The 24,040-nt window shown below is 38.2% G+C and carries 19 protein-coding genes; 9 read left to right on the top strand and 10 right to left on the bottom strand.

Annotated features, from left to right (window positions below):
• Positions 1-40: 40 nt before the first annotated feature.
• Positions 41-2,299: a DNA helicase PcrA gene (gene pcrA, locus IGL07_RS02615; RefSeq protein WP_002363179.1), complete on the bottom strand. Its 2,259-nt coding sequence runs from the start codon at positions 2,297-2,299 to the stop codon at positions 41-43.
• Positions 2,300-2,463: 164 nt separating this feature from the next.
• Between pcrA and IGL07_RS02610 the strand changes: the two genes are divergently transcribed.
• The 4 genes from IGL07_RS02610 to IGL07_RS02595 all read left to right on the top strand — a co-directional run bounded on the left by IGL07_RS02610 (position 2,464) and on the right by IGL07_RS02595 (position 7,774).
• Positions 2,464-4,023, top strand: coding sequence for a ClC family H(+)/Cl(-) exchange transporter (locus tag IGL07_RS02610; RefSeq protein ID WP_002368023.1), 1,560 nt, complete (start codon positions 2,464-2,466; stop codon positions 4,021-4,023).
• A 138-nt stretch (positions 4,024-4,161) separates the two neighbouring features.
• Positions 4,162-4,914 (top strand): DeoR/GlpR family DNA-binding transcription regulator, encoded by a 753-nt coding sequence (locus IGL07_RS02605; RefSeq protein WP_002381250.1) that lies wholly within the window; start codon positions 4,162-4,164, stop codon positions 4,912-4,914.
• Entirely contained in the window at positions 4,911-5,828 is a 918-nt protein-coding gene (pfkB, locus tag IGL07_RS02600) for a 1-phosphofructokinase (RefSeq protein ID WP_002363177.1), read from the top strand. Before IGL07_RS02605 ends, pfkB begins: the two co-directional genes overlap by 4 nt.
• Positions 5,829-5,851: 23 nt before the next feature.
• Entirely contained in the window at positions 5,852-7,774 is a 1,923-nt protein-coding gene (locus IGL07_RS02595) for a PTS fructose transporter subunit IIABC (RefSeq protein WP_002382993.1), read from the top strand.
• A gap of 51 nt (positions 7,775-7,825) precedes the next feature.
• Here the strand turns inward: IGL07_RS02595 and IGL07_RS02590 are convergent, their stop codons facing one another.
• Both IGL07_RS02590 and tig read right to left on the bottom strand, forming a co-directional pair.
• Entirely contained in the window at positions 7,826-8,488 is a 663-nt protein-coding gene (locus tag IGL07_RS02590) for a hypothetical protein (protein ID WP_002375943.1), read from the bottom strand.
• A gap of 111 nt (positions 8,489-8,599) precedes the next feature.
• On the bottom strand, positions 8,600-9,883 hold the full coding sequence (gene tig / locus IGL07_RS02585; protein WP_002355556.1) for a trigger factor: 1,284 nt from the start codon (positions 9,881-9,883) through the stop codon (positions 8,600-8,602).
• Between the two features lie 263 nt (positions 9,884-10,146).
• On the opposite strand from tig, the gene IGL07_RS02580 reads away from it, so the two are divergent.
• From IGL07_RS02580 to IGL07_RS02570, 3 genes are read left to right on the top strand one after another with little or no spacing between them, the layout of a single operon-like run.
• Positions 10,147-12,522 (top strand): hypothetical protein, encoded by a 2,376-nt coding sequence (locus IGL07_RS02580; RefSeq protein ID WP_025189482.1) that lies wholly within the window; start codon positions 10,147-10,149, stop codon positions 12,520-12,522.
• Between the two features lie 54 nt (positions 12,523-12,576).
• Complete coding sequence (locus tag IGL07_RS02575) at positions 12,577-13,314, top strand: WxL domain-containing protein (protein ID WP_010817045.1); 738 nt, start codon at positions 12,577-12,579, stop codon at positions 13,312-13,314.
• 35 nt (positions 13,315-13,349) lie between these two features.
• The gene (locus IGL07_RS02570; RefSeq protein ID WP_002394640.1) at positions 13,350-14,429 is read left to right on the top strand and encodes a DUF916 and DUF3324 domain-containing protein; all 1,080 of its coding nucleotides are present in this window, start codon (positions 13,350-13,352) and stop codon (positions 14,427-14,429) included.
• Between the two features lie 44 nt (positions 14,430-14,473).
• On the opposite strand, the gene ptsP is transcribed toward IGL07_RS02570, so the two are convergent.
• From ptsP to IGL07_RS02555, 3 genes are all read right to left on the bottom strand, one after another.
• On the bottom strand, positions 14,474-16,201 hold the full coding sequence (ptsP, locus tag IGL07_RS02565) for a phosphoenolpyruvate--protein phosphotransferase (RefSeq protein WP_010712008.1): 1,728 nt from the start codon (positions 16,199-16,201) through the stop codon (positions 14,474-14,476).
• The gene (locus IGL07_RS02560) at positions 16,201-16,467 is read right to left on the bottom strand and encodes a phosphocarrier protein HPr (protein ID WP_002355551.1); all 267 of its coding nucleotides are present in this window, start codon (positions 16,465-16,467) and stop codon (positions 16,201-16,203) included. The genes ptsP and IGL07_RS02560 overlap by 1 nt, the downstream gene beginning before the upstream one ends.
• Before the next feature lie 170 nt (positions 16,468-16,637).
• Positions 16,638-16,829 carry a hypothetical protein gene (locus IGL07_RS02555; protein WP_002366170.1) on the bottom strand — a complete coding sequence of 64 codons (192 nt, stop codon included), beginning with the start codon at positions 16,827-16,829 and terminating at the stop codon, positions 16,638-16,640.
• Between the two features lie 301 nt (positions 16,830-17,130).
• Between IGL07_RS02555 and IGL07_RS02550 the strand changes: the two genes are divergently transcribed.
• Positions 17,131-19,371 (top strand): ATP-dependent Clp protease ATP-binding subunit, encoded by a 2,241-nt coding sequence (locus IGL07_RS02550; RefSeq protein WP_010817044.1) that lies wholly within the window; start codon positions 17,131-17,133, stop codon positions 19,369-19,371.
• 194 nt (positions 19,372-19,565) lie between these two features.
• Complete coding sequence (locus tag IGL07_RS02545) at positions 19,566-19,880, top strand: DUF1827 family protein (protein ID WP_002355547.1); 315 nt, start codon at positions 19,566-19,568, stop codon at positions 19,878-19,880.
• A 40-nt stretch (positions 19,881-19,920) separates the two neighbouring features.
• Here the strand turns inward: IGL07_RS02545 and IGL07_RS02540 are convergent, their stop codons facing one another.
• From IGL07_RS02540 to IGL07_RS02525, 4 genes are all read right to left on the bottom strand, one after another.
• Positions 19,921-20,991 carry a hypothetical protein gene (locus IGL07_RS02540; protein ID WP_010817043.1) on the bottom strand — a complete coding sequence of 357 codons (1,071 nt, stop codon included), beginning with the start codon at positions 20,989-20,991 and terminating at the stop codon, positions 19,921-19,923.
• Between the two features lie 66 nt (positions 20,992-21,057).
• Positions 21,058-21,705 (bottom strand): DUF421 domain-containing protein, encoded by a 648-nt coding sequence (locus IGL07_RS02535; RefSeq protein WP_002368017.1) that lies wholly within the window; start codon positions 21,703-21,705, stop codon positions 21,058-21,060.
• 15 nt (positions 21,706-21,720) lie between these two features.
• On the bottom strand, positions 21,721-22,164 hold the full coding sequence (locus IGL07_RS02530; protein ID WP_002355544.1) for a DUF3290 domain-containing protein: 444 nt from the start codon (positions 22,162-22,164) through the stop codon (positions 21,721-21,723).
• A gap of 174 nt (positions 22,165-22,338) precedes the next feature.
• A complete protein-coding gene (locus IGL07_RS02525; RefSeq protein ID WP_002355543.1) occupies positions 22,339-23,913 on the bottom strand; it encodes a peptide chain release factor 3 in 1,575 nt (524 codons plus the stop codon).
• Between the last annotated feature and the right edge of the window lie 127 nt (positions 23,914-24,040).

Genomic DNA, 24,040 nt, shown 5'->3' with positions numbered 1-24,040 from the left:
AATGATGATTTCTCATTAAATAGCTGACCTATTTTGCATGTTAAATTTTTTCAATTGGTGCAAATGCCGCTAACAACCGTTTTATGCCTTTTTCTGGGAAAGCAATGTCCAACTCTAAGTCTTTGGCCGAACCGCCTACACGAACGACTGTACCAACGCCCCATGCTTTATGTTGGACCTTATCACCTGCTTGCCAAGAAACTTTTTCGCCACCACTTGCCACTTTGTTGCTAACTGATTTTGTAGCTGGCTGTGTATAAGCTGGTTTACTTGCGCTGGGCTTAAATACTTTAGGATCAAAGGTGCGCGCTGGAGCTTTCTGTAAATTGGCCGCCGCCCCTTGTTTCATTAAACGCTCCGCCTCAATTTCTTCTAAAAAGCGACTTGGTCGATTATATTGCGTGCGACCATATAATGTTCTCGAATAAGCATTCGTTAAGAACAGGGCTTCTTCCGCTCGTGTGATACCAACATAAGCCAAGCGCCGTTCTTCTTCCAGTTCACTTTCTTCTAGCATGGCACGTGATAATGGGAAAACCCCTTCTTCTAAGCCCATTAAAAAGACCACTGGAAATTCCAGCCCTTTGGCCGCATGCAACGTCATTAAGGTTACTTGTGAAGAGCTCTCTTCTAAATTATCTAAATCAGAAACCAAGGCTAAATCTGTTAAGAAATCCGCCAATTTTGTTTCTTCGCCATTTGGATCGTCGTTATTTTGCGCTTCAAAACGTTTATCAAATTCTTGTGTCACAGATAAAAATTCGTCCAAGTTTTCTAAGCGAGCTTGAGACTCTAAATTATTTTGCGCCATCAAAGCTTCCCGATAACCACTACGTTGTAAAGTTTCTTTCACCAATTCTGTAATCGTTAAATAGGGCACTGTTTTCGTTAAGTCTTGAATCATCATGCCAAAATTGCCAAGCTCTTTACCCGCTTTTCCTGAAATATTTGCCAAATCAACATTTTGGGCAGCTTCCAGCAAAGCCCAACCATGCGTATCCGCAAATAGCCGTAATTTTTCAATTGAACTTTTACCGATTCCTCGTTTTGGTTCATTGACAATTCGTTCAAAACTAATCGAATCATCTGGATTGGCAATCAAACTTAAATAAGCCAAAATATCTTTAATTTCTTTACGGTCGTAGAATTTATGTCCGCCCACCATGGTATACGGAATATTAGATTTCAAGAGCATTTCTTCCACTACACGGGATTGAGCATTGGTCCGATATAATACCGCAAAATCACCATAAATTCGGTCATTTTCCCGCATTTCTTTTTGGATTTGGCTCACAATAAATTGTGTTTCATCTCGTTCTGTGTCCCCACGATAATAGACAATTTTTTCACCGTCTATATTTTCTGTCCACAGTTCTTTCTCGCGGCGGTTACGGTTATTTTTGATGACATCATTCGCAGCCGCCAAAATGTTTTTGGTGGATCGATAATTTTGTTCTAGCAAAATTACACTGGCATCTGGATAATCTTTTTCAAAATCCAAGATATTTTGCATATCCGCCCCGCGCCAACCATAGATACTTTGGTCGGCATCACCTACGACACACAGATTTTTGAAACGTGCAGCCAATAAATTAACTAAGGTATATTGTGCATGATTGGTATCTTGGTATTCATCCACATGAATATAGTGAAATTTATTTTGGTAGAAAGCCAACGTATCTGGTTGTTCATTGAATAAACGAATCGTATTCATAATCAAATCATCAAAATCCATACATTGGTTTTTGCGTAATTCTTTTTGATAGGCTTCATAGCATTTTGCGACAATTTCTTCATATAAGGAACCTTGCATTTCAGCAACTTTTTCAGGCGTTTGTAATTCATTTTTGGCATTGCTAATCGTACCTAAAATTGAGCGAGGATCATATTTTTTTGAATCAATATTTAAGTCGTTTAAGATGCGTTTCATTAATGTTTTTTGTTCCGATGGGTCAATAATTGTAAAATTACGGTTGTAACCAATCTGATCCACATCACGACGTAAAATTCTTACACACATGGAGTGAAAAGTGGAGACCCATACATCTTCGCCACCCGTTTCCAGTAATTTATTTACACGCTCTTTCATTTCTTTAGCAGCTTTATTGGTAAACGTAATCGCCAAAATATTCCATGGATTTACTTCTTTTTCCTCAATTAGATAGGCAATTCGGTGTGTTAAAACCCGCGTTTTTCCACTACCAGCACCAGCCATGACTAACAGTGGTCCTTCTGTATGCAAAACGGCTTCTTCTTGTCGAGGATTCATTCCCTGAACCAAGGCATGTTTTTGTGTCATATTAAACGTCCTCTCTCTTTTTTCAATCTTATACAGTATACCAAAAATCCCTTTGAAGTTCTTTAGAAAAGAACAAAAAATCTTTTTCTTTTTATATGAAATTTTCTTGTAAATCAAGTCAAACCGCAGTACATTAGTAAGTAGTGATGGAGGCTAAAAATGAAATGAATAATGATGTACATGAAATTAAACAATTAGATGGTACCCGAATCGGCTTTATCCTTAAAGGCATCGTCGTCGGAATTCTGGTCGGCTTTGTTGTCAGCTTATTTCGCTTAGGCATTGAAAAAATTGGCGAACAAGTCGTTCATCTGTATCAAACGTTTCACGAAAAACCCTTTTGGATGATTCCTTGGTTCTTATTTTCTCTCGTGCTTGCTTATTTATTAGGACGACTGATCAAAAGCGAACCAGCAATTAAAGGAAGTGGCATTCCCCAAGTGGAAGGACAACTTCAAGGTCAATTAGAAATTCACTGGTTTCCAGTGCTTTGGAAAAAATTTATCGGTGGGATCTTAGCGATTAGTCCTGGGCTATTTTTGGGACGTGAAGGTCCTTCAATTCAACTAGGTGCAGTGGTTGGACAAGGCTATAGTCAATGGCGGCAAAGCACCAAGTCTGAAGAAAAAATTTTAATCAGTAGTGGTGCCAGTGCTGGTTTAGCCGCCGCTTTTAACGCACCAATCGCAGGACTTTTATTTGTTCTAGAAGAGGTTCACCATTCCTTTTCACCTTTAGTTTGGTTAACCTCTTTTTCTGCGGCCATTTCCGCTAACTTTGTTTCTTTGCATTTCTTCGGATTGCAGCCAGTTCTTTATATTGGTCCGGTTAAATCTTTGCCTTTAGAGTACTATTGGACATTAGTCCTGCTGGGCGTTTTGCTAGGATTATTAGGTTGGATATATCAAAAAACATTGTTGTCCTTACCAAAAGTATATGGAAAAATCAAAGGCCTTTCTTCTAATTATTATGGTTTTATTCCTTTTATTTTGATTTTACCGATTGGTTATTTCTTTCCACATTTACTTGGCGGTGGGAATCAAATTGTTTTAGCTTTAGGCAATCAACCGGCCACGATTTGGGCTTTAGTCGGCTTATTGGTTTTACGTTTTGTTTTTTCAATGGTTTCTTACGGTTCGAATCTCCCTGGTGGTATTTTCTTGCCTATTCTAACTTTAGGTGCCATTATCGGAACATTGTATGGCAGTCTACTTGTCCAATACGTAGGGATGGATCCAATTTTTGTGAAAAACTTTTTAATTTTTGCCATGGCTGGTTATTTTACTGCGATCGGCAAAGCACCGTTAACAGCGATTATTTTAGTAACAGAAATGGTCGGCAATTTTTCTCATTTAATGTCTTTAGGGGTTGTCGCTTTAGTTAGTTATATTACCATCGATAGTCTTGGCGGCAAGCCAATTTATGAAAGCTTATTAGAACGTTTGGTTCCTTCTAAAGTAAGTAATATTCGTGGCCACAAAACGATTATTGAATTACCTATCACTGCAGAAAGTTCCTTAGATGATACGATGGTACGTGATTTTGTCTGGCCTAAACAAATGTTGCTCACTTCCATTCGCCGTGGTGAATCGGAAATTTTAACACATGGTGATACTGTTATGCATGTTGGCGATGTGCTCATTATTTTGACCGATGAAAAACTCGCTTACCAAGTCAAAAAAGAGATTTATCAAAAAACTTTACCGAATGATTTAGTGAATTAAAGAAAGCTGCTGAACTCAGGTTCAGCAGCTTTCTTTTTTTCTTATGACTGTTTTTTAATTTTTTTGAATGTTTTTGACCGTTTTAGATTGATTAGCGTTTTCATTTGTGCTATTATATCCATGAAATGAGGGATGAAAATGCTTACGGAAGAACGACATCAAAAAATTTTACAATTGTTAGATCAAAAATCAGTCGTCAAATCACAAGAACTTGCTAGCTTATTCAATGCTTCAGAATCCACAATCCGCCGCGATTTACAAGAATTAGAAGACGCCAATTTGTTAGAACGCATTCACGGCGGCGCTAAGCGTATTCTTAATTTAGGCTTTGAACAAAACATGACGGAAAAATCAATCAAAAACACGCACGAAAAGCAAAAGATTGCTTCTTTAGCCGCTAGTTGTGTACAAGATGGCGATATGATCTATTTAGATGCTGGTTCAACCACGTTAGAAATGATCCCTTTTTTAGTTGGGAAACAAATCCATGTAGTGACGAATTCCGTACATCATGCTGCAAAACTTAGCGACATGGAAATTCCCACTATTATGCTTGGTGGTACTTTGAAGCTCTCCACTAAAGCAATCATTGGTGCCACTAGTATGGAACAGCTACAACATTTTCGTTTTAACAAAGCTTTTTTAGGAACTAACGGCGCACATTTAGAGTTTGGTTTAACGACGCCTGATCCCGAAGAAGCAGCGCTAAAAGCCTTGGCTATTCATCAAGCAGAAACAGCCTATGTTTTACTGGATCATACAAAATTTAATGAAGTAACGTTTACCAAAGTGGAAGAATTAGAGTCAGTTACTTTACTAACTGACTACTGCCCTGCTGAATCGCTTCAAGGATTCCAGCAAAAAACTATTTTAATGGAGGCAAACAAATGATTTACACAGTGACTTTAAACCCTTCTATCGACTTTATCGTTCATGTCGATCATCTACAAATTGGTGATTTAAATCGGATGACGAATGATTTTAAATTACCTGGTGGCAAAGGAATCAACGTTTCACGTATTTTAAAACGTATGGAGACAGAATCCACTGCCTTAGGTTTTTTAGGTGGCTTTACAGGCTCATTCATTGCCGATTGGTTGAAAAAAGAAGAAATCCAAACGAATTTCACTCCCGTGTCTGCTGATACACGAATCAACATTAAATTGAAATCAGATACTGAAACAGAAATTAACGGCTTAGGACCTGCTCTAACAAACGAAGAAATTCAAGAACTAAAACAAGCAGTTAGTCGTGTTCAGGCTGGTGATATTGTTGTTCTTTCAGGAAGTACACCTGCTTCTCTACGCAAAGGATTTTACGAAGAATTAATCCAAATTGTGAAGGAAAAAGGCGCAGAATTTGTTATTGATACGACAGGTGAAGATTTAATGAACGCTTTGTCACAAAAGCCTTTATTGGTCAAGCCAAATAATCATGAGTTGGCAGAATTATATCATACAACCTTTACAAGTGTTGAAGACATTTTACCTTATGGACATCGGTTACTAGAAGAAGGAGCGCAACACGTAATTATCTCAATGGCTGGTGATGGTGCATTACTTTTCACAACAGAAGGTGTTTATCGTTCCAACGTTTTAAAACGTCCACTGAAAAATTCTGTCGGCGCTGGCGACTCAATGATTGCTGGTTTTATTGGCAACTTTTCAAAAACACAAGATCCTTTAGAGGCTTTCAAATGGGGTGTCGCTTGCGGTAGCGCGACCGCATTTTCTGATGATTTAGCCTCAGAAGATTTTATCCAAGAACTTATTCACGAAGTAACAATTGAAAAAATTTCAGAATAAATCCACTAAGGGAGGAAAATAGAGTGAACATTAATGATTTATTAATAAAAGATGTCATGATTATGGATTTACAAGCTACTGATAAAAAAGGCGCGATTGATGAAATGGTCCAAAAATTATACGATGGTGGCCGCATCTCTGACATTGACACTTACAAAGAAGGAATTTTAAAACGCGAAGCACAAACATCGACTGGTTTAGGCGACGGCATCGCTATGCCTCACGCAAAAAATAGTGCCGTAAAAGAACCGACAGTTCTTTTCGCTAAAAGTAAAAAAGGTGTTGATTATGAAGCACTAGATGGACAACCTACTTATCTATTCTTCATGATTGCTGCTCCAGAAGGCGCTAATGATACACATCTCCAAGCGCTTGCGGCCCTTTCTCGATTACTTATCGATCCAGACTTTGTTGGCAAATTGAAAGAAGCGGAAACTCCAGAAGCAGTACAAGCTCTTTTCCAAGCAGCAGAAGATCAAAAAGAAGCGGAAGAAAAAGCAGAACAAGAACAAACAACGCCAGCACCAGAAAGCAATCGTAAATATATTATTGCTGTGACTGCTTGTCCTACAGGAATTGCCCATACTTACATGGCCGAAGATGCGCTGAAGAAAAAAGCAAAAGAAATGGGCGTAGACATTAAAGTAGAAACAAACGGTTCAGAAGGAATTAAAAATCGTTTAACTGCTGAAGATATTGCTCGTGCTGATGGCGTGATTGTCGCAGCCGATAAAAAAGTAGAAATGAATCGTTTTGATGGTAAAAAATTAGTCAATCGTCCCGTCAGTGATGGAATTCGTAAAACCGAAGAACTAATTAACTTAGCCATTAGTGGTGAAGCTCCTACTTTCCATGGCAGTGACTCGGCTGCAAGCGACCAAGAGGATTCAGCGGAAGGTTCAATCGGTTCTCGTATCTATAAAGATTTAATGAATGGTGTTTCTCATATGTTACCTTTCGTTATTGGTGGCGGAATTGCCATTGCTCTTTCCTTTATGATTGATCAATTTATCGGAGTTCCTCAAGATCAATTAGCCAACTTAGGTAATTACAATGACGTAGCTAGCTGGTTTAACCAAATTGGTGGCGCAGCATTTGGCTTTATGTTACCTGTCTTAGCTGGTTTTATTGCTTCTAGTATTGGGGATCGTCCAGGCTTAGTTGCTGGTTTCGCGGCTGGTGCATTAGCAAATGCTGGCGGAGCTGGATTCCTTGGGGCCCTAATCGGTGGTTTCTTAGCTGGTTATGTAGTGGTTCTTTTACGTAAAGTCTTCAAAGGCTTGCCAAAATCATTAGATGGAATTAAAACCATTTTATTCTATCCAGTTTTTGGTTTGATTATTACGGGCTTATTAATGTTAGTCATTAACATCCCGATGAAAGCAATTAATGATGCGTTAAATCATTTCCTACTTGGCTTAGATGGCACAAATGCAGCTTTACTTGGTGCCTTATTAGCTGGTATGATGGCCATCGACTTAGGTGGACCAGTTAACAAAGCTGCTTATGTTTTCGGTACAGCTACGCTAGCAAGTACTGTTGCAGAAGGTGGCAGCGTGGTCATGGCTTCTGTAATGGCTGGCGGAATGGTTCCTCCATTAGCAATTTTCGTAGCAACTCGTTTATTTAAAAATAAATTTACAAAAGATCAACAAGACGCTGGCTTAACCAATATTGTAATGGGCCTTTCTTTTGTCACTGAAGGGGCAATTCCTTTTGCAGCAGCTGACCCATTACGTGTGATTCCAAGTTTCGTGGTAGGTTCTGCCTTTACTGGTGCGTTGGTTGGTGCGTTTGGTATCAAATTATTGGCACCACATGGAGGAATCTTCGTTGTCTTCCTATTAAGTAATCCATTACTATATCTATTGTTCATCTTAATTGGTGCGATTATTTCAGGAATTGTCTACGGACTTTTGAAAAAACCTGTCGAAGTACCTGCTTAAAAAAAAACAGCAAAAAAGCGATTCAACCATGGTTGAATCGCTTTTTTATTATTATTTTCTCTTTATCGCATAATTTTCTAAATACTCAGGGTTTCCTTTGCTTCTGATATACGTGTACACGCCCATCACAAAGGCCCCAAGGGTATTGGTAAATAAATCCCCCATCGTATCCATTAAAGCAGCACGCCCAATAAATGGTTGGCCGTTGGACATATTATAGCGTTGTAAGTTCATGTTTCCTAATGAATCGCAGATAAATTCCCAGAATTCCCAGAAGACGCCACAAAGCCCTGCAAATGCAAACCCAAATAATAAAAATAACCACGGGGAAACATCGGCGTACTTCGTTTTCTTCAATAGGAAACCAGCAATACCATAACCAACAGCAGTTAACAGCATCGGACTAACAAAGTGTAGAATTTTATCCCAGAACGAAATGATTGAAATCATATGCAACGAGGTTCCTAGGAATACTGAAATAAATAAGAAAAACCAGTAAAAATAAACGATGGTCGGTGGCATAATAATTTTTAAAAATTTATTGACAAGATCTGGTAAAAAGATCAGCCCAATTCCAAGTAAACATTCGATAACAAACGTCACACCTTGTTTTGCTGAATACTTGGCCGTAAAAAATTCCCAGAGATTGTACGTCAAGCATAAGATGCCAAATACCACTAATCCATATTTAATTTTCGAATAATTTTTATCCATTTTGACACACCCTTTCAAAAGTTATTTTATATGAAAAAAACTGTAGATGAAAGACACCTTCCATCTACAGTTTTAGAAAACTCTATCGAATGAAGAGCTTATTAAAAATGTTTATTTTTCAACAGCTGTTTCAGTAATTGTTTCAACAGCACGTTTCATACGAATATCATGTTCTAACATGTCGTTGTTTAATACTTTACGTACTTGCGCTTCAGGCATGTTGTATTGTTCTGCTAAATCTTTCACTTCAGCATCGATGTCTTCTTGTGTTACTTCGATGTTTTCAGCTTTGGCAACTGCTTCAATCACTAAGTTTGTTTTTGTGCGTGTTTCTGCTTCGCCTTCAAATTGTTTGTGTAAATCTTCTTCTGTAGAACCAGTTAATTGGTAGTACATTTCAGGAGAAATTCCTTGGCGTTGCATGTTGTTTAAGAATTCATCCATTGAACGGTGAACTTCGTCATGAACCATTACGTGTGGTAATTCAACGATTTCAGCATTTTCAACAGCTAAACGAATCGCTTCTTCGTCTTTTGCTTCTTCAGCTGCTGCTTCTTTTGCTTCTGTCAATTCTTTACGGAATTTTTCTTTTAATTCGTCTAATGATTCTACTGAATCGTCAACGTCTTTTGCAAATTCATCATCCAATTCTGGTAATTCTTTTGCTTTTACTTCATGAACAGTTACTTTGAAGACTGCTTCTTTACCAGCTAAATCTTCTGCTTGGTAATCTTCAGGGAAAGTAACGTTTACTTCTACTTCTTCGCCAGCTTTTTTGCCAACTAATTGGTCTTCAAAGCCTGGAATAAATGAATTAGAACCTAGTTCTAATGAGTAATTTTCGCCTTTGCCGCCTTCAAATGCTTCGTCGCCTAAGAAGCCTTCAAAGTCGATAACTACAGTGTCGCCATTTTCAGCAGCGGCATCTTCTTTGATTACTAATTCAGCTTGAGATTCTTGTTCGCGTTTCAAACGTGCTTCCACGTCTTCATCTGTTACTTCACGGTCTTGTTTAGACACTGTTAAGTTTTTGTATTCGCCTAATTTTACTTCAGGTTTTACAGTTACTTCAGCAGTGATAACCCAGTCTTCCCCTTTATTCATGCTTTCAACATCAATTTTTGGTTGTGCTACTGGTTCAATTCCTGCTTCTAATACAGCCGCTTCATATGCTTCTGGTAAAACAGCGTTTAACGCATCTTCGTATAACGCTTCTTCTCCATACATACGGTTAAAAACAGTACGTGATACTTTTCCTTTACGGAAACCAGGTACGTTTAAGTTTTTTTTCACTTTATTGAACGCTTGCGTTAATCCTTTTTCGATTACTGCTTGTTCGATTGAAAAAGTTAATACACCATCATTAGTGCCTTTTTTTTCCCATTTCGCAGACATTTGTTTCCCTCCGAATAACATTTAATTTTATACATCAAACTTTATTTATGCATACCTTTAAATAGTACACTATCCCTAGGAAAATGTAAATATTTTAAGTGCTAAGAAGTGAAAGAAAGACTCGATTTTTAGCAAACTATCAGTTTTTTAATTTTTTCGGATTAAAAAAGCATAGAATTTCGAGAAATTTCCTTCTTAAAACACTAAAAGATTGTGATTAAAATATCTTGTTCACCATCGGATGTAATCGCTTTACTTTATGAATGGCTCATTATAGAATGTATGTACTCAATATTTACGCATTATATATTTTCGTCATTATACATATAATATCAAAAAAGGAGAGGATGGTTTTGAATAAGTTCGTCTGGGGAATCTTTTCTTGCATCATATCATGGCTTTTTTTATCGCTGACTCAACCTTTGATAGCTCATTCTGAAACACTGAACCCTACAACTCACGCCTCTACTTTTAGTGAAACATTTACCTCAGTTTCAACAGAACAACAAACAACTCAAGCAACCGATATCGTGGAACAAGAAACCGAGCAAACCCATGCTTCCTCTGAAAACGATGAACCTATGGCACCTACGCCAGCTAGTGTTTCTGTTGGTAATAGCACCTTAAAAAGTACCTTAAGCACGGGAACGTATAACCAAGATATTATCACACTTTCGTATGAATACAGTGTGACACTTATCGGCTTAGCAATTAATGATCGACCGATTATTGCTATTCAACTTCCTACAGAAATTTCAAGTCAGTTAGATAACGACACTCTAAAGCAACAAGATTTTCTGACTCTTTTAACAGGGACCGTCAGTTATCCAGGAACAGCCACTCAAGATATTCACAGTTCAACTAACGGCGTCAGCCTCTCTTATAGTAGCACTTATCATTCTGTTTATCTGACTTTTCCAAGTAGCACCTTGGTGTTACTTCCCGGAACCAAATGGTCTGCCGCCATTTCGTTTGATGTCGGCGCACTTTATAAACGAGGAATTTCAATCCCTCCTGCTCTTAACGGCAAAGACTATCCGATTCGAGGAACCTTTACAGATGTCGGCACTGGATTAGGTGCAATTAATATTATTATTGGAAACAATACAAAAACAGGCGTAATTAGCAAAGCTCAACTTAGTTTAGGGAATTATCCCGTTCCTCAAGTCACACCAGCCAAACTAACTCAACCAAATCATCTGGACACTACTGTAACAGGGACTATTCAACAAGTGCAAGACCCAAACTATAGCTACTCTGTTCAATTAACCTTGAACCACCATGATGGAACCACTACCCCCATAGTGGTGAAGGGAATTTCTGTTGATGCAGCTGGAAATTTCTCGACCTCTTTAGCTTCACCATTAGAATATGGCGACACGCTCTCTACAATTGTCTTTGCTCGTTCAAAAACGTCAACCGACTATATTCAAAGCAGCCACTCAGCTGACCAAAGTGTCAATTGGTCAATCCAACCAGTCACAAACGTAGTCGCTAATGCCGGCTCAACTCAACTTTCAGGTAAAGCTTCTCAAGCATCTAACGGAACCTATCAAGTTAAAGTACAAATAAATGGTGGTTCTATTTACACAACGTCCTTAGATTCCAATGGCCATTTTCAATTTGCTAATTTACCCACTTTCCAAGGAGGAGAAACGGTCAGCTTGTGGGTCCAAGGGGTCAGCAATCGCACTGGCCTGCCTTTGTTAACCAGTTCTACTGTTTCTCAAACAGTTGCTTATCCTGTGCCTCAACTAACGGTCACGCAAATCATTGAGCGGAAAAATGCACAAGGGCTCTGGGAAGCTGCAAACTCTGTCGTAAGTGGTCAAATCATTCGTTTTACGTTAACCACACGTTTAACCAATCAACCAGCAACGTGGATGAATCAGCAATTACGAGCAACGGTGCCTAAAGGACTGTCCCAACTTTCAGCTGCTACATTAACAAAACAATCAGCAGCAGGTTTAAGTACGCCAATAGCTGGGCTTCAACTTTTAACTGATAGTTCCACTGGTTTGCCGTATTGGAGTTATCATAATTCGCTGCCAGCAGATAATTTTACGGAAGCCAATACACAATTTACCTTACAATATACAGCAACGGTTACAGAAGAATGGATAAACCAATTTCTTTTATTTTCTAGCACGGTTACTGGCAATGATGGTGGCGGAACGCCAATTACGCCAATCACTAAAGAACAGTCTTTACCTATCAAAAACGGTACCCTCCGTTTTGTGCAGATGCCAACTACAGTTTCCTTTAAAAATTTACCTTTCCCCAGCAAACGAACCATATACTCACCATCGACCATCAGCGCTCCTTTCCTCATTGCCGATGGTCGTGTTGCAAAAACACCATGGCATTTGTTGGTAAGAGAGAGTCAGCCCATGCATTCAACTTCTACAAATAAAACGATCCAGCAAGCTTTCATTTATCGAAAAAATGGCAGTGATTTCCCTATCTCCTCTTTAGCAACCGAAGTTTATCAATACACCGCAACGGATGATAACAATGTAGAAATTCCTTGGAACCAACAAAATGGACTTTTTTTAAGCGTTGCTCCTGACCTTAATTTAACGGTCAAAGAATCTTACACTGCCGAATTACAATGGATTCTTTCTGATACACCCCTCTAATTAGGATTTAGCTTTTTTAAAAGTTAAAAATAAACAAGAAAGAAGGAATAAAAAATGAAAAAGATCGTGCGCATTACAAGCATTTTGTTCGTTGCTACGCCTCTTATGCTTTTAAATAGTCCAAAAGTTGAAGCAGCTCAAGTCGCTTCTATTCAATCCAACGCTGATATTACGTTTGCTCTTGATAATACTGTCACGCCACCTGTCAACCCGACGAACCCTTCTCAGCCTGTGACACCTAATCCTGCTGATCCTCATCAACCTGGTACAGCCGGACCCCTTAGTATTGACTATGTTTCAAATATCCATTTTGGATCAAAACAAATTCAAGCCGGTACAGCAATCTATTCGGCACAACTAGACCAAGTGCAAAATAGTACTGGCGATTTAATTAGCGTGCCAAACTATGTTCAAGTAACTGACAAACGTGGTCTAAATCTTGGCTGGAAATTATCAGTTAAACAGAGTGCGCAATTTGCTACAAGTGATTCAACACCCGCTGTTTTGGATAATGCATCCTTGACCTTTTTAGCAGCAACACCCAATTCAACACAGTTACTTTCTTTGGCGCCATTAACGGTCCCAGTAACCTTGGATCCAACTGGTGCCGCCACTTCTCCTGTGGCGACTGCCGCTCTTTCAACAGGAATGGGCACTTGGACATTAGCTTTTGGTAGCGGAGCGACCGCTGCTCAAGGCATTCAATTAACTGTTCCTGCGACAACGAAAAAAGTTGCAGCTAAACAATATAAAACAACGCTTACTTGGATTTTGGATGATACACCACTTTAAAAGAAAACAAACAAGGTATTGCATGAAACAACTTCATGCAATACCTTGTTATAAAAAATTGTCAAAAAGGAGTGCACACTATGAATCAGCAGCTTTTTAAATGGCTCCATGCTATTAGCGTCATCATTTTTTTATTTTTTATTGGCTCTTATTCTGTAGAAGCAAGCGAAATGACTTTTTCTGTAAAAGCTATTTTACCCGACAATCAACGAACCAAAGAGACAAGTTATTTTGATTTACGTGTCGCTCCAAACCAAACACAAAAGCTACAAATCGAACTAACGAATCAAACAGCCAACGACATTACCGTGCTAGCTTCAGCCAATGCAGCGATTACTAATGATAATGGCTTGGCAGATTATTCTCATGCTGAAACAAAAAAAGATCCATCTGCACCTTTTACTTTTAATGAGATTGCGCAATTACCAAAAGAAATCCACCTACCTAAACACTCAACCAAGACTGTTGAATGTCAGCTTACTTTACCGGAAAAACCATTTAATGGGTACGTTTTAGGAGGACTCTACTTTGAACAAAAGTCAGATGAACAACCTGCTCACTCAGAAAACGGCGTGGCCATCAATAATCGTTTTTCTTATGTAGTCGGCGTCTTACTTAGTGAAACAGATGAACCTGTTCAGCCAGAATTATCTTTAAATGAAGTAAAAACCGATCAAGCTAACGGTCGTAACCGCGTATTAATGAATCTCCAAAACAAACAAGCGGCTATGATTAAAAAATTACAAGTCGATGCCTCTTTATATTATGAAAAAGAAGCTAAACCTCGCTACGAAAATCACCAAGAGTCGTTAACAATGGCCCCTAATACAAATTTTAATTATCGGATTGACTTAAAGGAACAACCTTTTGTTCCTGGAAATTATACTGTAAAAATCAAAGTAAACGATGGCTATCAAGACTATTCGTGGGAAAAACACTTAGTCATCCAAGAAAAAGAAGCTAAAAAATACAATGCTACCGCCGTCAACCTCCCACCTGAAAAACACACCAATTTCCCTTGGAAACTGGTGAGTAGCATCACGCTAGTTTTTCTATTCATTTTGGGAAGCACGATTTATTATTTCAAGAAAAAAATACGTGAAGCGCAACAATAAAAAAGCACATCGACAATTGTCGATGTGCTTTCATAATCACTTAATTATTTTGTATATTCTTCAACTAATGCAACGACTTCTTCCATCGTGTCGCATTCTTTTAATGCGCGGTCAGCAAGTTCAGCCATTTTAGTTGTGTCTAGACGTTTCATCAAGCTACGTGTTTTAAGGATAGATGTAGCACTCATTGAGAACTCATCTAAGCCCATACCCAATAGTAATGGAACAGCTGTTTGATCGCCCGCCATTTCACCGCACATACCAGCCCATTTACCTTCAGCGTGTGCTGCATCAATTACATTTTTAATTAAACGTAAGATTGATGGGTTGTATGGTTGGTATAAGTAAGAAACGCGTTCGTTCATACGGTCTGCCGCCATTGTGTATTGGATTAAGTCGTTGGTTCCAACACTAAAGAAGTCTACTTCTTTGGCAAATTTATCAGCTAATACGGCAGCTGCTGGAATTTCAATCATAATACCTACTTGGATATCTTTTGAAACTTCAACACCTTCGTTGACTAATTTTTGTTTTTCGTCTTCAAAGATTGCTTTCGCTGCTCTAAATTCTTTCAAAGTAGCAACCATTGGGAACATGATACGTAAGTTACCATGAACAGACGCACGTAATAATGCACGCATTTGTGTACGGAACATGCCGTCACCTAGTTCTGATAAGCTAATACGTAATGCACGGTAACCTAAGAATGGGTTCATTTCGTGTGGTAATGTTAGGTAAGGAAGCTCTTTGTCCCCACCAATATCCATTGTACGAACCACAACTGGTTTTCCTTCCATTCCTTCAAGAACTGCTTTATACGCTTGGTATTGGTCCTCTTCAGTTGGAAAGTCAGATGAATCCATGTATAAGAATTCTGTACGATATAAACCAACAGCTTCGCCGCCGTTTTTGTGTACGCCTTCTAAATCTTTTGGTGTACCAATGTTTGCAGCTAACTCAACATGTTTGCCGTCAGCTGTCACTGTTTCTGCATTTTTTAGTTTATCCCATTCTGCTTTTTGATCTGCATAAGCTTTTGCTTCTGCTTCAAATTCAGATTTTTCAGCATCTGTTGGGTCAATAATAACATCCCCAATGATTCCGTTCACTGCTAAAATATCGCCTGCTTTTACTTTGTCAGTAATTTCTTTTGTACCAACGATTGCAGGGATTTCTAACGAACGAGCCATGATTGCTGAGTGAGAAGTACGTCCGCCGATGTCTGTAACAAAGGCTTTAACATACGTACGGTCTAATTGTGCAGTATCACTAGGTGTTAAGTCATGGGCAACCACGATTACTTCTTCGTTAATCATTGAAGGATTCGGAAGAGTCACACCTAATAAATGTGCTAAGATACGTTTGGCAACGTCACGAATATCTGCTGCACGCTCTTGCATGTAAGCATTGTCGTCCATTGCTTCAAACATACCAATATACATATCCGTAACTTCTTTCAAGGCAGCTTCTGCATTGACTTTGTTGTCTTGGATATTTTGTTTGATTTGACCAACCATTTCTGGGTCAGATAAAACCATTAAATGAGCATCGAAAACTTGCGCTTCTGCTTCACCAAGGCTTTGAGCTGCTTTGTCGCGAATTGCTTGCAACTCTTCAGTAGATTTTGCTAAAGCATCGTCTAAGCGAGTTGCTTCTGCATCAGTATCTTCTACGGAAGTTTTGTTGAAAGACAAGTCAGGTTGAACTAGCAGGTAAGCTTTAGCAACAGCAACGCCATCACTTGCGGCAATCCCTTTTAGCATCTCAGACATTATTCAGCCAATCCTTCTTTTTGTAATGTTTCAACGATTGCTGCCATTCCTTCAGCTTCGTCAGCACCATCAACAGTGATTGTTACGTCAGAACCTTGACCAACGCCTAAAGACATAACGCCCATGATTGATTTTAAGTTAACAGATTTACCTTTGTATTCTAAGTTAATATCTGAGTTAAATTTGCTTGCAGTTTGTACTAATAAAGTAGCTGGACGTGCGTGAATTCCTGTTTCTGCTACAATGTGAAATTCTTTCTTTTCCATATAAATCGGTCTCCTTCGTAAATAAAAAATTTTTATGTTAGGGTTTTCCTTTCTTGATACGCTAAAATCAAACGTCTACTCGAAAAAAGACCCTTTCAGTTTCTAAGATTACCATTTTTTTCTATCTTACACAACACTTTTTGCTTAAATTTCGTGATGTTTTGCACTGACTATTCTTCCTCTTTTTGGTAACGATAAATGATTCGTCCATTTAACCCCGCTTCTCCAACAATTTCCGCGCGGTCAGGCAAAGAAATCCAAGCATCACGAAATTGGAAAAATTCATTTTGCTCCACGATTAATTCAGAGATTTCTCCAGCTTTTAATGAAGCAATTTTTTCTACAAAAGGATTTTCAGCCATTGATTTCACCACTCTTTCTCTTAAATATCAACTCTTATAGTTTACTTGAAAATGGCGCAATTGTCTGTAAAAAAATCGAATCTTTGCCTTTTTTTAAACAAGGTCTTTTACTTGATTCTCTTACAAAAAATGCTATAATAACCTCAAAGGTCAAAAATGGTCAAGTGGTTTTATAGACAGAATTTATTCCTGCTATCTAGTACTTGGCTGGTTTGAGGAAAAATGGTCTGTTTACTAGAAATAATAGAGCAAACAACTATTTTTCTGGCCTCAGTTATTTTGAAAGGATGTGTTTCATTCAATGATTTGTCAAAATTGTCAACAAAATGAAGCAACAATTCATTTATATGCAAATGTGAATGGTCAAAGAAAACAACTAGACTATTGCCAAAGCTGCTATCAAAAATTAAAAAATCAAGCAAATAATTCCCCTCAAAATATGGGACAAGACCCTTTTGGCTTTGGGAGTTTAGACGATTTATATCGTTCTCTTTCTCGCCAAATGCAACAAGGGAATCCTTATGAACAACAAACACCACCCACTCAATTTGGTGATGGTGGTAATGGCGGTCAACCCCCTCGCGGAGGCGCTGGCGCTGGTCAAGGTTTGCTAGGCGAGTATGGGATTAACATCACCGAAGCGGCACGCCAAGGAGATATCGATCCTGTGGTAGGACGTGACCAAGAAATTAAGCGTGTCATTGAAATCTTAAATCGCCGTACAAAAAACAACCCCGTTTTAATCGGTGAACCAGGTGTTGGTAAAACAGCCGTTGTCGAAGGTTTAGCCCAAAAAATTGTCGATGGCGATGTGCCACAAAAATTATTGGACAAAGAAGTCATTCGTTTAGATGTGGTTTCACTTGTTCAAGGAACTGGTATTCGCGGACAATTTGAAGAACGGATGCAAAAATTGATTGAAGAAATCACTGAAGCTGAAAATGTCATTTTATTTATTGATGAAGTCCATGAAATTGTGGGTGCTGGTGCTGCTGGTGATGGCAATATGGATGCTGGCAATATTTTAAAACCAGCCTTAGCACGTGGTGAATTACAATTAGTCGGTGCCACAACTTTAAATGAGTACCGTATTATTGAAAAAGACGCTGCCTTAGAACGTCGGATGCAACCAGTCCAAGTAGATGAGCCAACCGTTGCCGAAACCATAACGATTTTACATGGTTTGCAAAAACGTTATGAAGATTATCATCATGTTAAATATACAGATGAAGCGATTAACGCAGCAGCAAACTTATCCAACCGTTACATTCAAGATCGCTTTTTACCAGATAAAGCGATTGACTTGTTAGATGAATCTGGTTCAAAAATGAATCTAACTATCCAACTCGTCGATCCAAAAACAATTGATAAAAAATTAGCAGAAGCGGAACAACAAAAACAACAAGCTTCCGCAGAAGAAGATTTTGAAAAAGCGGCTTACTATCGTGATCAAATCAATAAATTACAAGCAATGAAAGAAAAACAAATCAGCGATGAAGAAACACCCGTCATCACTGAAAAAGATATTGAATCCATTGTGGAACAAAAAACTGGCATTCCTGTCGGTGACTTAAAAGAAAAAGAACAAACCCAATTGAAAAATTTAGCTGTTGACTTAAAAGCTCATGTTGTCGGACAAGATGATGCCGTCGATAAAGTAGCTAAAGCGATTCGTCGCAATCGTGTAGGCCTAGGCAAACAAAACCGCCCAATTGGTTCCTTCTTATTTGTAGGGCCAACAGGCGTTGGTAAAACAGAATTAGCAAAACAATTAGCCTTTGAGCTATTCGGTTCAGAAGATTCGATGGTTCGTTTTGATATGAGTGAGTACATGGAAAAACACAGTGTCTCTAAACTGATTGGTTCTCCTCCAGGCTATGTTGGGTATGACGAAGCTGGACAACTCACAGAAAAAGTCCGTCGTAATCCTTATAGTTTAATTTTATTGGATGAAATTGAAAAAGCGCATCCTGATGTTTTACACATGTTTTTACAAATTCTCGACGATGGTCGTTTAACAGATGCACAAGGTCGTACAGTCAGCTTTAAAGACACCATCATTATCATGACAAGTAATGCTGGAACAGGAGCTGTGGAAGCCAACGTTGGCTTTGGCGCTGCCCGTGAAGGTGTGACTAAATCTGTTTTAGGTCAATTGAACAACTTCTTCACCCCCGAATTCCTTAACCGTTTCGATGGTATTATCGAATTCAAAGCATTAAGCAAAGAAAACCTGATGAACATTGTCAGCTTGATGTTAGAAGAAGTAAATGGCTTATTAGCTAAACAAAAATTACACATTGAGGTTCCAACAGAAGTCAAAGAGAAACTCGTTGATTTAGGTTATGATCCTGCAATGGGCGCTCGTCCTTTACGTCGAACAATTCAAGAACAAATTGAAGACGGTATTGCTGAATACTATCTAGATCATCCTGAAAATCATCAATTAGTCGCAACGTTAGATAACGAAGGTAAAATTATCGTAACTGGCGCACAAGAAGTGACTAAAACAGAAACTTCAACATCTGACCAAGCAGAATAATCAAAAATCCACACGCATTAATAACAATGCGTGCGGATTTTTTTATGCTTTTCACTTTTTATTTTCATCAAAAAAAACTATAATAGAAGAAAGATATTCGTATACTTGTTCCTCATAGAAAAAATTCAATCTGGAACTCCTGTACATAATTGGAAACGCTCTTTTGCAGCACACAACTATAATGAGGTGATAAAATGAAATTAGTGAATGTGACCAATAGCTACAAACAATTAGTAAATAAACAATTGGAAAACACGGATGCTTACTTTGTAAAAGTCTACTCAGCAGGAAACACGACCGCTGTCTATTCAGAAGCAGCTCACCATGTGGAAGTTCTGATTATGAATAAAAATCGTCGCATTCGTCCGACAGAAGTAAAAGAAATTTTAGCAAAACTGTTAAAACGATTACCTAAAGAGGCTTATGACCCAGATGAAATTTCTATCATTGAGTTAAACCATGTGACCGAAGTGTCTGTTCCATTAAAAGTTTCCCTCATGGAAAACTAAAAAAACTGCCGAAGTTTCCCCACTTCGGCAGTTTTTTAATTTATTGTGACGTTATTTTTTTTACAAGCCTTTGATAATTTTCCGACCAGGCTTCCTCATTTGTCGGACTGACTAATTTGTTTTCCTCGATTGCTTTTTTTCTTAAGTCATCCACTTCTTTTTTGAAATTTTCTCCCGATTTTTGAGCATAATCTTTAGAAAAATATTTTGATTGACGAGAATAAGCCTTCAGTTTTGCGTCTTTAATCTCTTCTTCTGTATCTGCAAAATATTCATCATAACGAAGATCGGTTATTTTCCCTGAATCTTTTAACGTAATAACAGTTAAACGTCCAGAAAGCCCCTCCCCAAAATCTTCTGTTAGACTTGTATAATGTTCTTTTGAAGGTTCTTTGATTTCCTTGGCTAAAGCCCTAGCAGCAGGAAGATAACCATTATTAGCGCTATTGGATTGACCTTTGGCTGTCTGGAATGCGCCATCTAGACGATTTTCAGCAACCATTTGATTTTCTAAAAAAGTCATCGTATTAACAACGGTCACTAACGATTGATCGGTTCGGGCGTTGTTCGCTTGAAAATTTGCATAGCCGGATAAACGTTTTGTCACTCCTGCCCATTCTTCAGAATAATAGTTTTTAGGTCCACGTTCTTCAAATTCCACTAACTGAATTTGTTGATCCTTAACAACGACATCAATTAAAGCCGTATAGCCGCCATCAAACACGACTTCATGATGATAATAATCCCCTTGAACTTCCCCGATTTCTGGACGACCTGACCAATACATCTTCTGGGCTTTTTCTTCTGGACTAATTCCTGATTGTCCATTATTAGATTCTACTGTAGCGCCAGAAACAGCATCAACTTCAAAGGTATGTCCATTACGCTCATAACTCACTTTGGCAGCACTCTCTTTTGGTTGATTATTCGTGTTTGCCTGCTCCTCCTGCTTTACAGAAGTGGCATTAGTGGCTTCCGAGACACCACTCGTTACTTGGCCTGCTTCTGCTTCAGTACTTTCTTTCATTTTTTCAGTTCGTTGATCTGGTTGGCACCCCATTAAAACAATCATTGAACAAAATAACCCGACAACTATCTTTTTAGTTTTCATTTTTCCTCCTTTTAAAACTCATTGAATTACCATTCAATTCTAATATAAGTAGGATAAAAAGTATAGCTAAGCAATCGTTTTTTCTTCATATGGCGATAAACTTAACTGCCCAGATAAATACTCACCTAGATAAATTTCCTGTAATCTTTGGAAGCCTTGTTCTTGGATTTGCGTTAATAGCCAGTGCTCATCCTTTTTGATTAACTCTAGGACATCCATATTGGCTTGACCGTCCACAATAATCGGGTAACGAATACTTTCATCGCCATATTCGACGATTGTTAATTGACCATTTTGTTCTAAAACCGCCCGTTTAACAAGCTGGACTTCATAAATACCATTTGCTCGTAATTTAAACATTAGATCATTTGCAGAAATACCATTTTTCAAACATTCCTTCACCACAACCTGTCCATCCTTGATTAAAGTAATGGGTTTACCATCCACAATTTGCTTCACATAGCGATTGTGTTCTTTTGCAAATTTTAAAATTAAGACTAATAATGTCCACAAAATTAACACTAATACAAATTGGAGCACCGTAATTGAATCATTATAAATAACACCACCAATAATGCCCCCCAATACATAGTTTTGCACTTGGTCCATGGCCGATGTGGGCGCCAAATTGCCTTTTCCCATCAAATTAATTTGGACAATTAAACAAATAATACCTAAAGCAAATTTAATAATAATTGGACTATAAAACTGCATTAATTTTCCCTCACTTTACTTTATGATTTCAATCGTTGGTGTTAATAAATAGGTTTCTTGTAACGTATAAGACTGCTGATCCGTACTTAAGCTCATTTTGTAAAAGACTTCGTCAATTTTAACAATGGTTCCGTCAGCCAATTGTGTACCATTGACATAAACTTTTTCTGGAGAAACCTTTTTTTCCTGTGCCACTTGTTCGACAAAATGTACCATTTGTGAAGATTGTGAATGCTGATTTTGGTTCAGTTGATAATTGGAATATTGAACCCCTAAAACAAACAATAAAGATAAAAAAATAATAATACTTAATTCACGATATTTCGTTTGAATTTGATGTCGCACATAAAAACTAAACACAATGACTAGCCCGATTAACAAAGCAAAAATAAAAAAATACTTTAAGTAATCATTTAAATTAGATTGGCTTTTTAAATACTCGATGCCATAAAAATTCATGTTCTTGTCCACTCCTTGATAGGTTCGTTATAATAAGTATTCTATCTCAAAAAAATAATCACGCCTGCTTTAATGCCTTATAAGAAGAAAAAGCTCAGCGCAATCATCTTGAGAATGATTGCGCCGAGCTTCAATCTTCTAAAGATTCAGCTACTGATTGATTACAAATTAATTTTACATCAAACTTTTCAGTTCAACATCTGGATATTTATCCGCAAACCAGCGTTCCGCAAATTGGTTTTCAAATAAGAACAATGGTTGGTCGAAACGGTCCCGTGCCAAAATGTTTCGGCTAGAGCTCATGCGTTCATCTAAATCTTCTGGATTAATCCAGCGGGCAATTTTAGAACCCATTGGCGTCATTACTACTTCAGCATTGTATTCATTGGACATTCGGTATTGGAAAACTTCAAACTGCAATTGACCTACGGCGCCAATGATATATTCTTCCGTTAAATATGTTTTGTATAATTGAATGGCTCCTTCTTGAACCAGTTGGTAAATTCCTTTATGGAAAGATTTTTGTTTCATTACGTTTTTGGCAGTCACTTTCATGAATAATTCAGGGGTAAATGACGGCAACTCTTCATATTGAACATTCATTTTCCCTTCATACAAAGTATCGCCAATTTGGTAATTTCCTGTGTCATACACACCGATAATATCGCCTGCAACAGCTTCTGTGACGTTTTCGCGGGCATCCGCCATAAATTGTGTCACGTTACTTAATTTGACTTTTTTGCCTGTTCTACCTAAAGTCACGTCCATGCCTCTTTCAAAAACACCTGAACAAATTCGAACAAAGGCAATTCGATCACGATGGGCTGGGTTCATATTCGCTTGAATTTTAAAGACAAAGCCTGAAAATTCTTTTTCATAAGGACTTACTTCGCCACCCTCTTCTGTTTTATGCGCATGTGGCGCAGGCGCAAATTGTAAGAAGGTTTCTAAAAATGTTTGAACCCCAAAGTTTGTCAAAGCAGAACCGAAGAAGACTGGCGTTTGATCACCACGAGCGATTTTTTCCTCGCTAAATTCATCACCTGCTTCTACCAATAACTCAACATCTTCCAACACTTGTTGATAAACGCTGTTATTGTGCAATGGTAAATCGCTTGGGATATCGCCATCTTTTAAAGGAATAAAACGCTCCCCGCCATTATTTTCTGGACGATATAATTCCACACGTTCATTATAAATATCGTATAGACCTTCTAGGCCTTTTCCCATACCAATTGGCCAGTTCATTGGATAAGATTCAATATCCAATAGTTCTTCCAATTCTTCTAAAAGTTCCAATGGTTCCCGTCCGTCACGATCCAATTTGTTAATAAAGGTAAAAATTGGAATACCACGTTTTTTAACAACTTGGAAAAGTTTTTTCGTTTGTGCTTCAATCCCTTTGGCACTGTCAATAACCATCACAGCACTATCCACGGCCATTAAGGTCCGATACGTATCCTCTGAGAAATCCTCATGCCCTGGGGTGTCCAAGATATTAATCCGTTTGTCTTGATAGTCAAATTGCATCACAGAACTCGTTACCGAAATTCCCCGTTGTTTTTCAATTTCCATCCAGTCAGATTTGGCAAAGTTCCCTGTTTTTTTCCCTTTGACGGTTCCAGCTTGGCGGATGGCGCCCCCAAATAATAATAATTGTTCAGTAATCGTTGTTTTCCCAGCATCCGGATGGGAAATAATCGCAAACGTACGGCGACTATCGACTGCTTCTTTTTGATTGATCGTCATAAAAATCTCCTTATCACTTGTGATGTTTATTTATTTATTTTCTTCAGCATAATTTTTGATTAACCTTTGCTAGTATATCATGTCAAGCCTTGAGAATAAAGAGCTGCTGTTGGCTGTTTTTTAAAAG

The sequence above is a fragment of the Enterococcus sp. DIV1368f genome (assembly GCF_051712245.1).
GTDB classification, from domain to species: Bacteria; Bacillota; Bacilli; order Lactobacillales; family Enterococcaceae; genus Enterococcus; species Enterococcus faecalis.
This window is presented reverse-complemented; position numbering and strand designations above follow the sequence as displayed.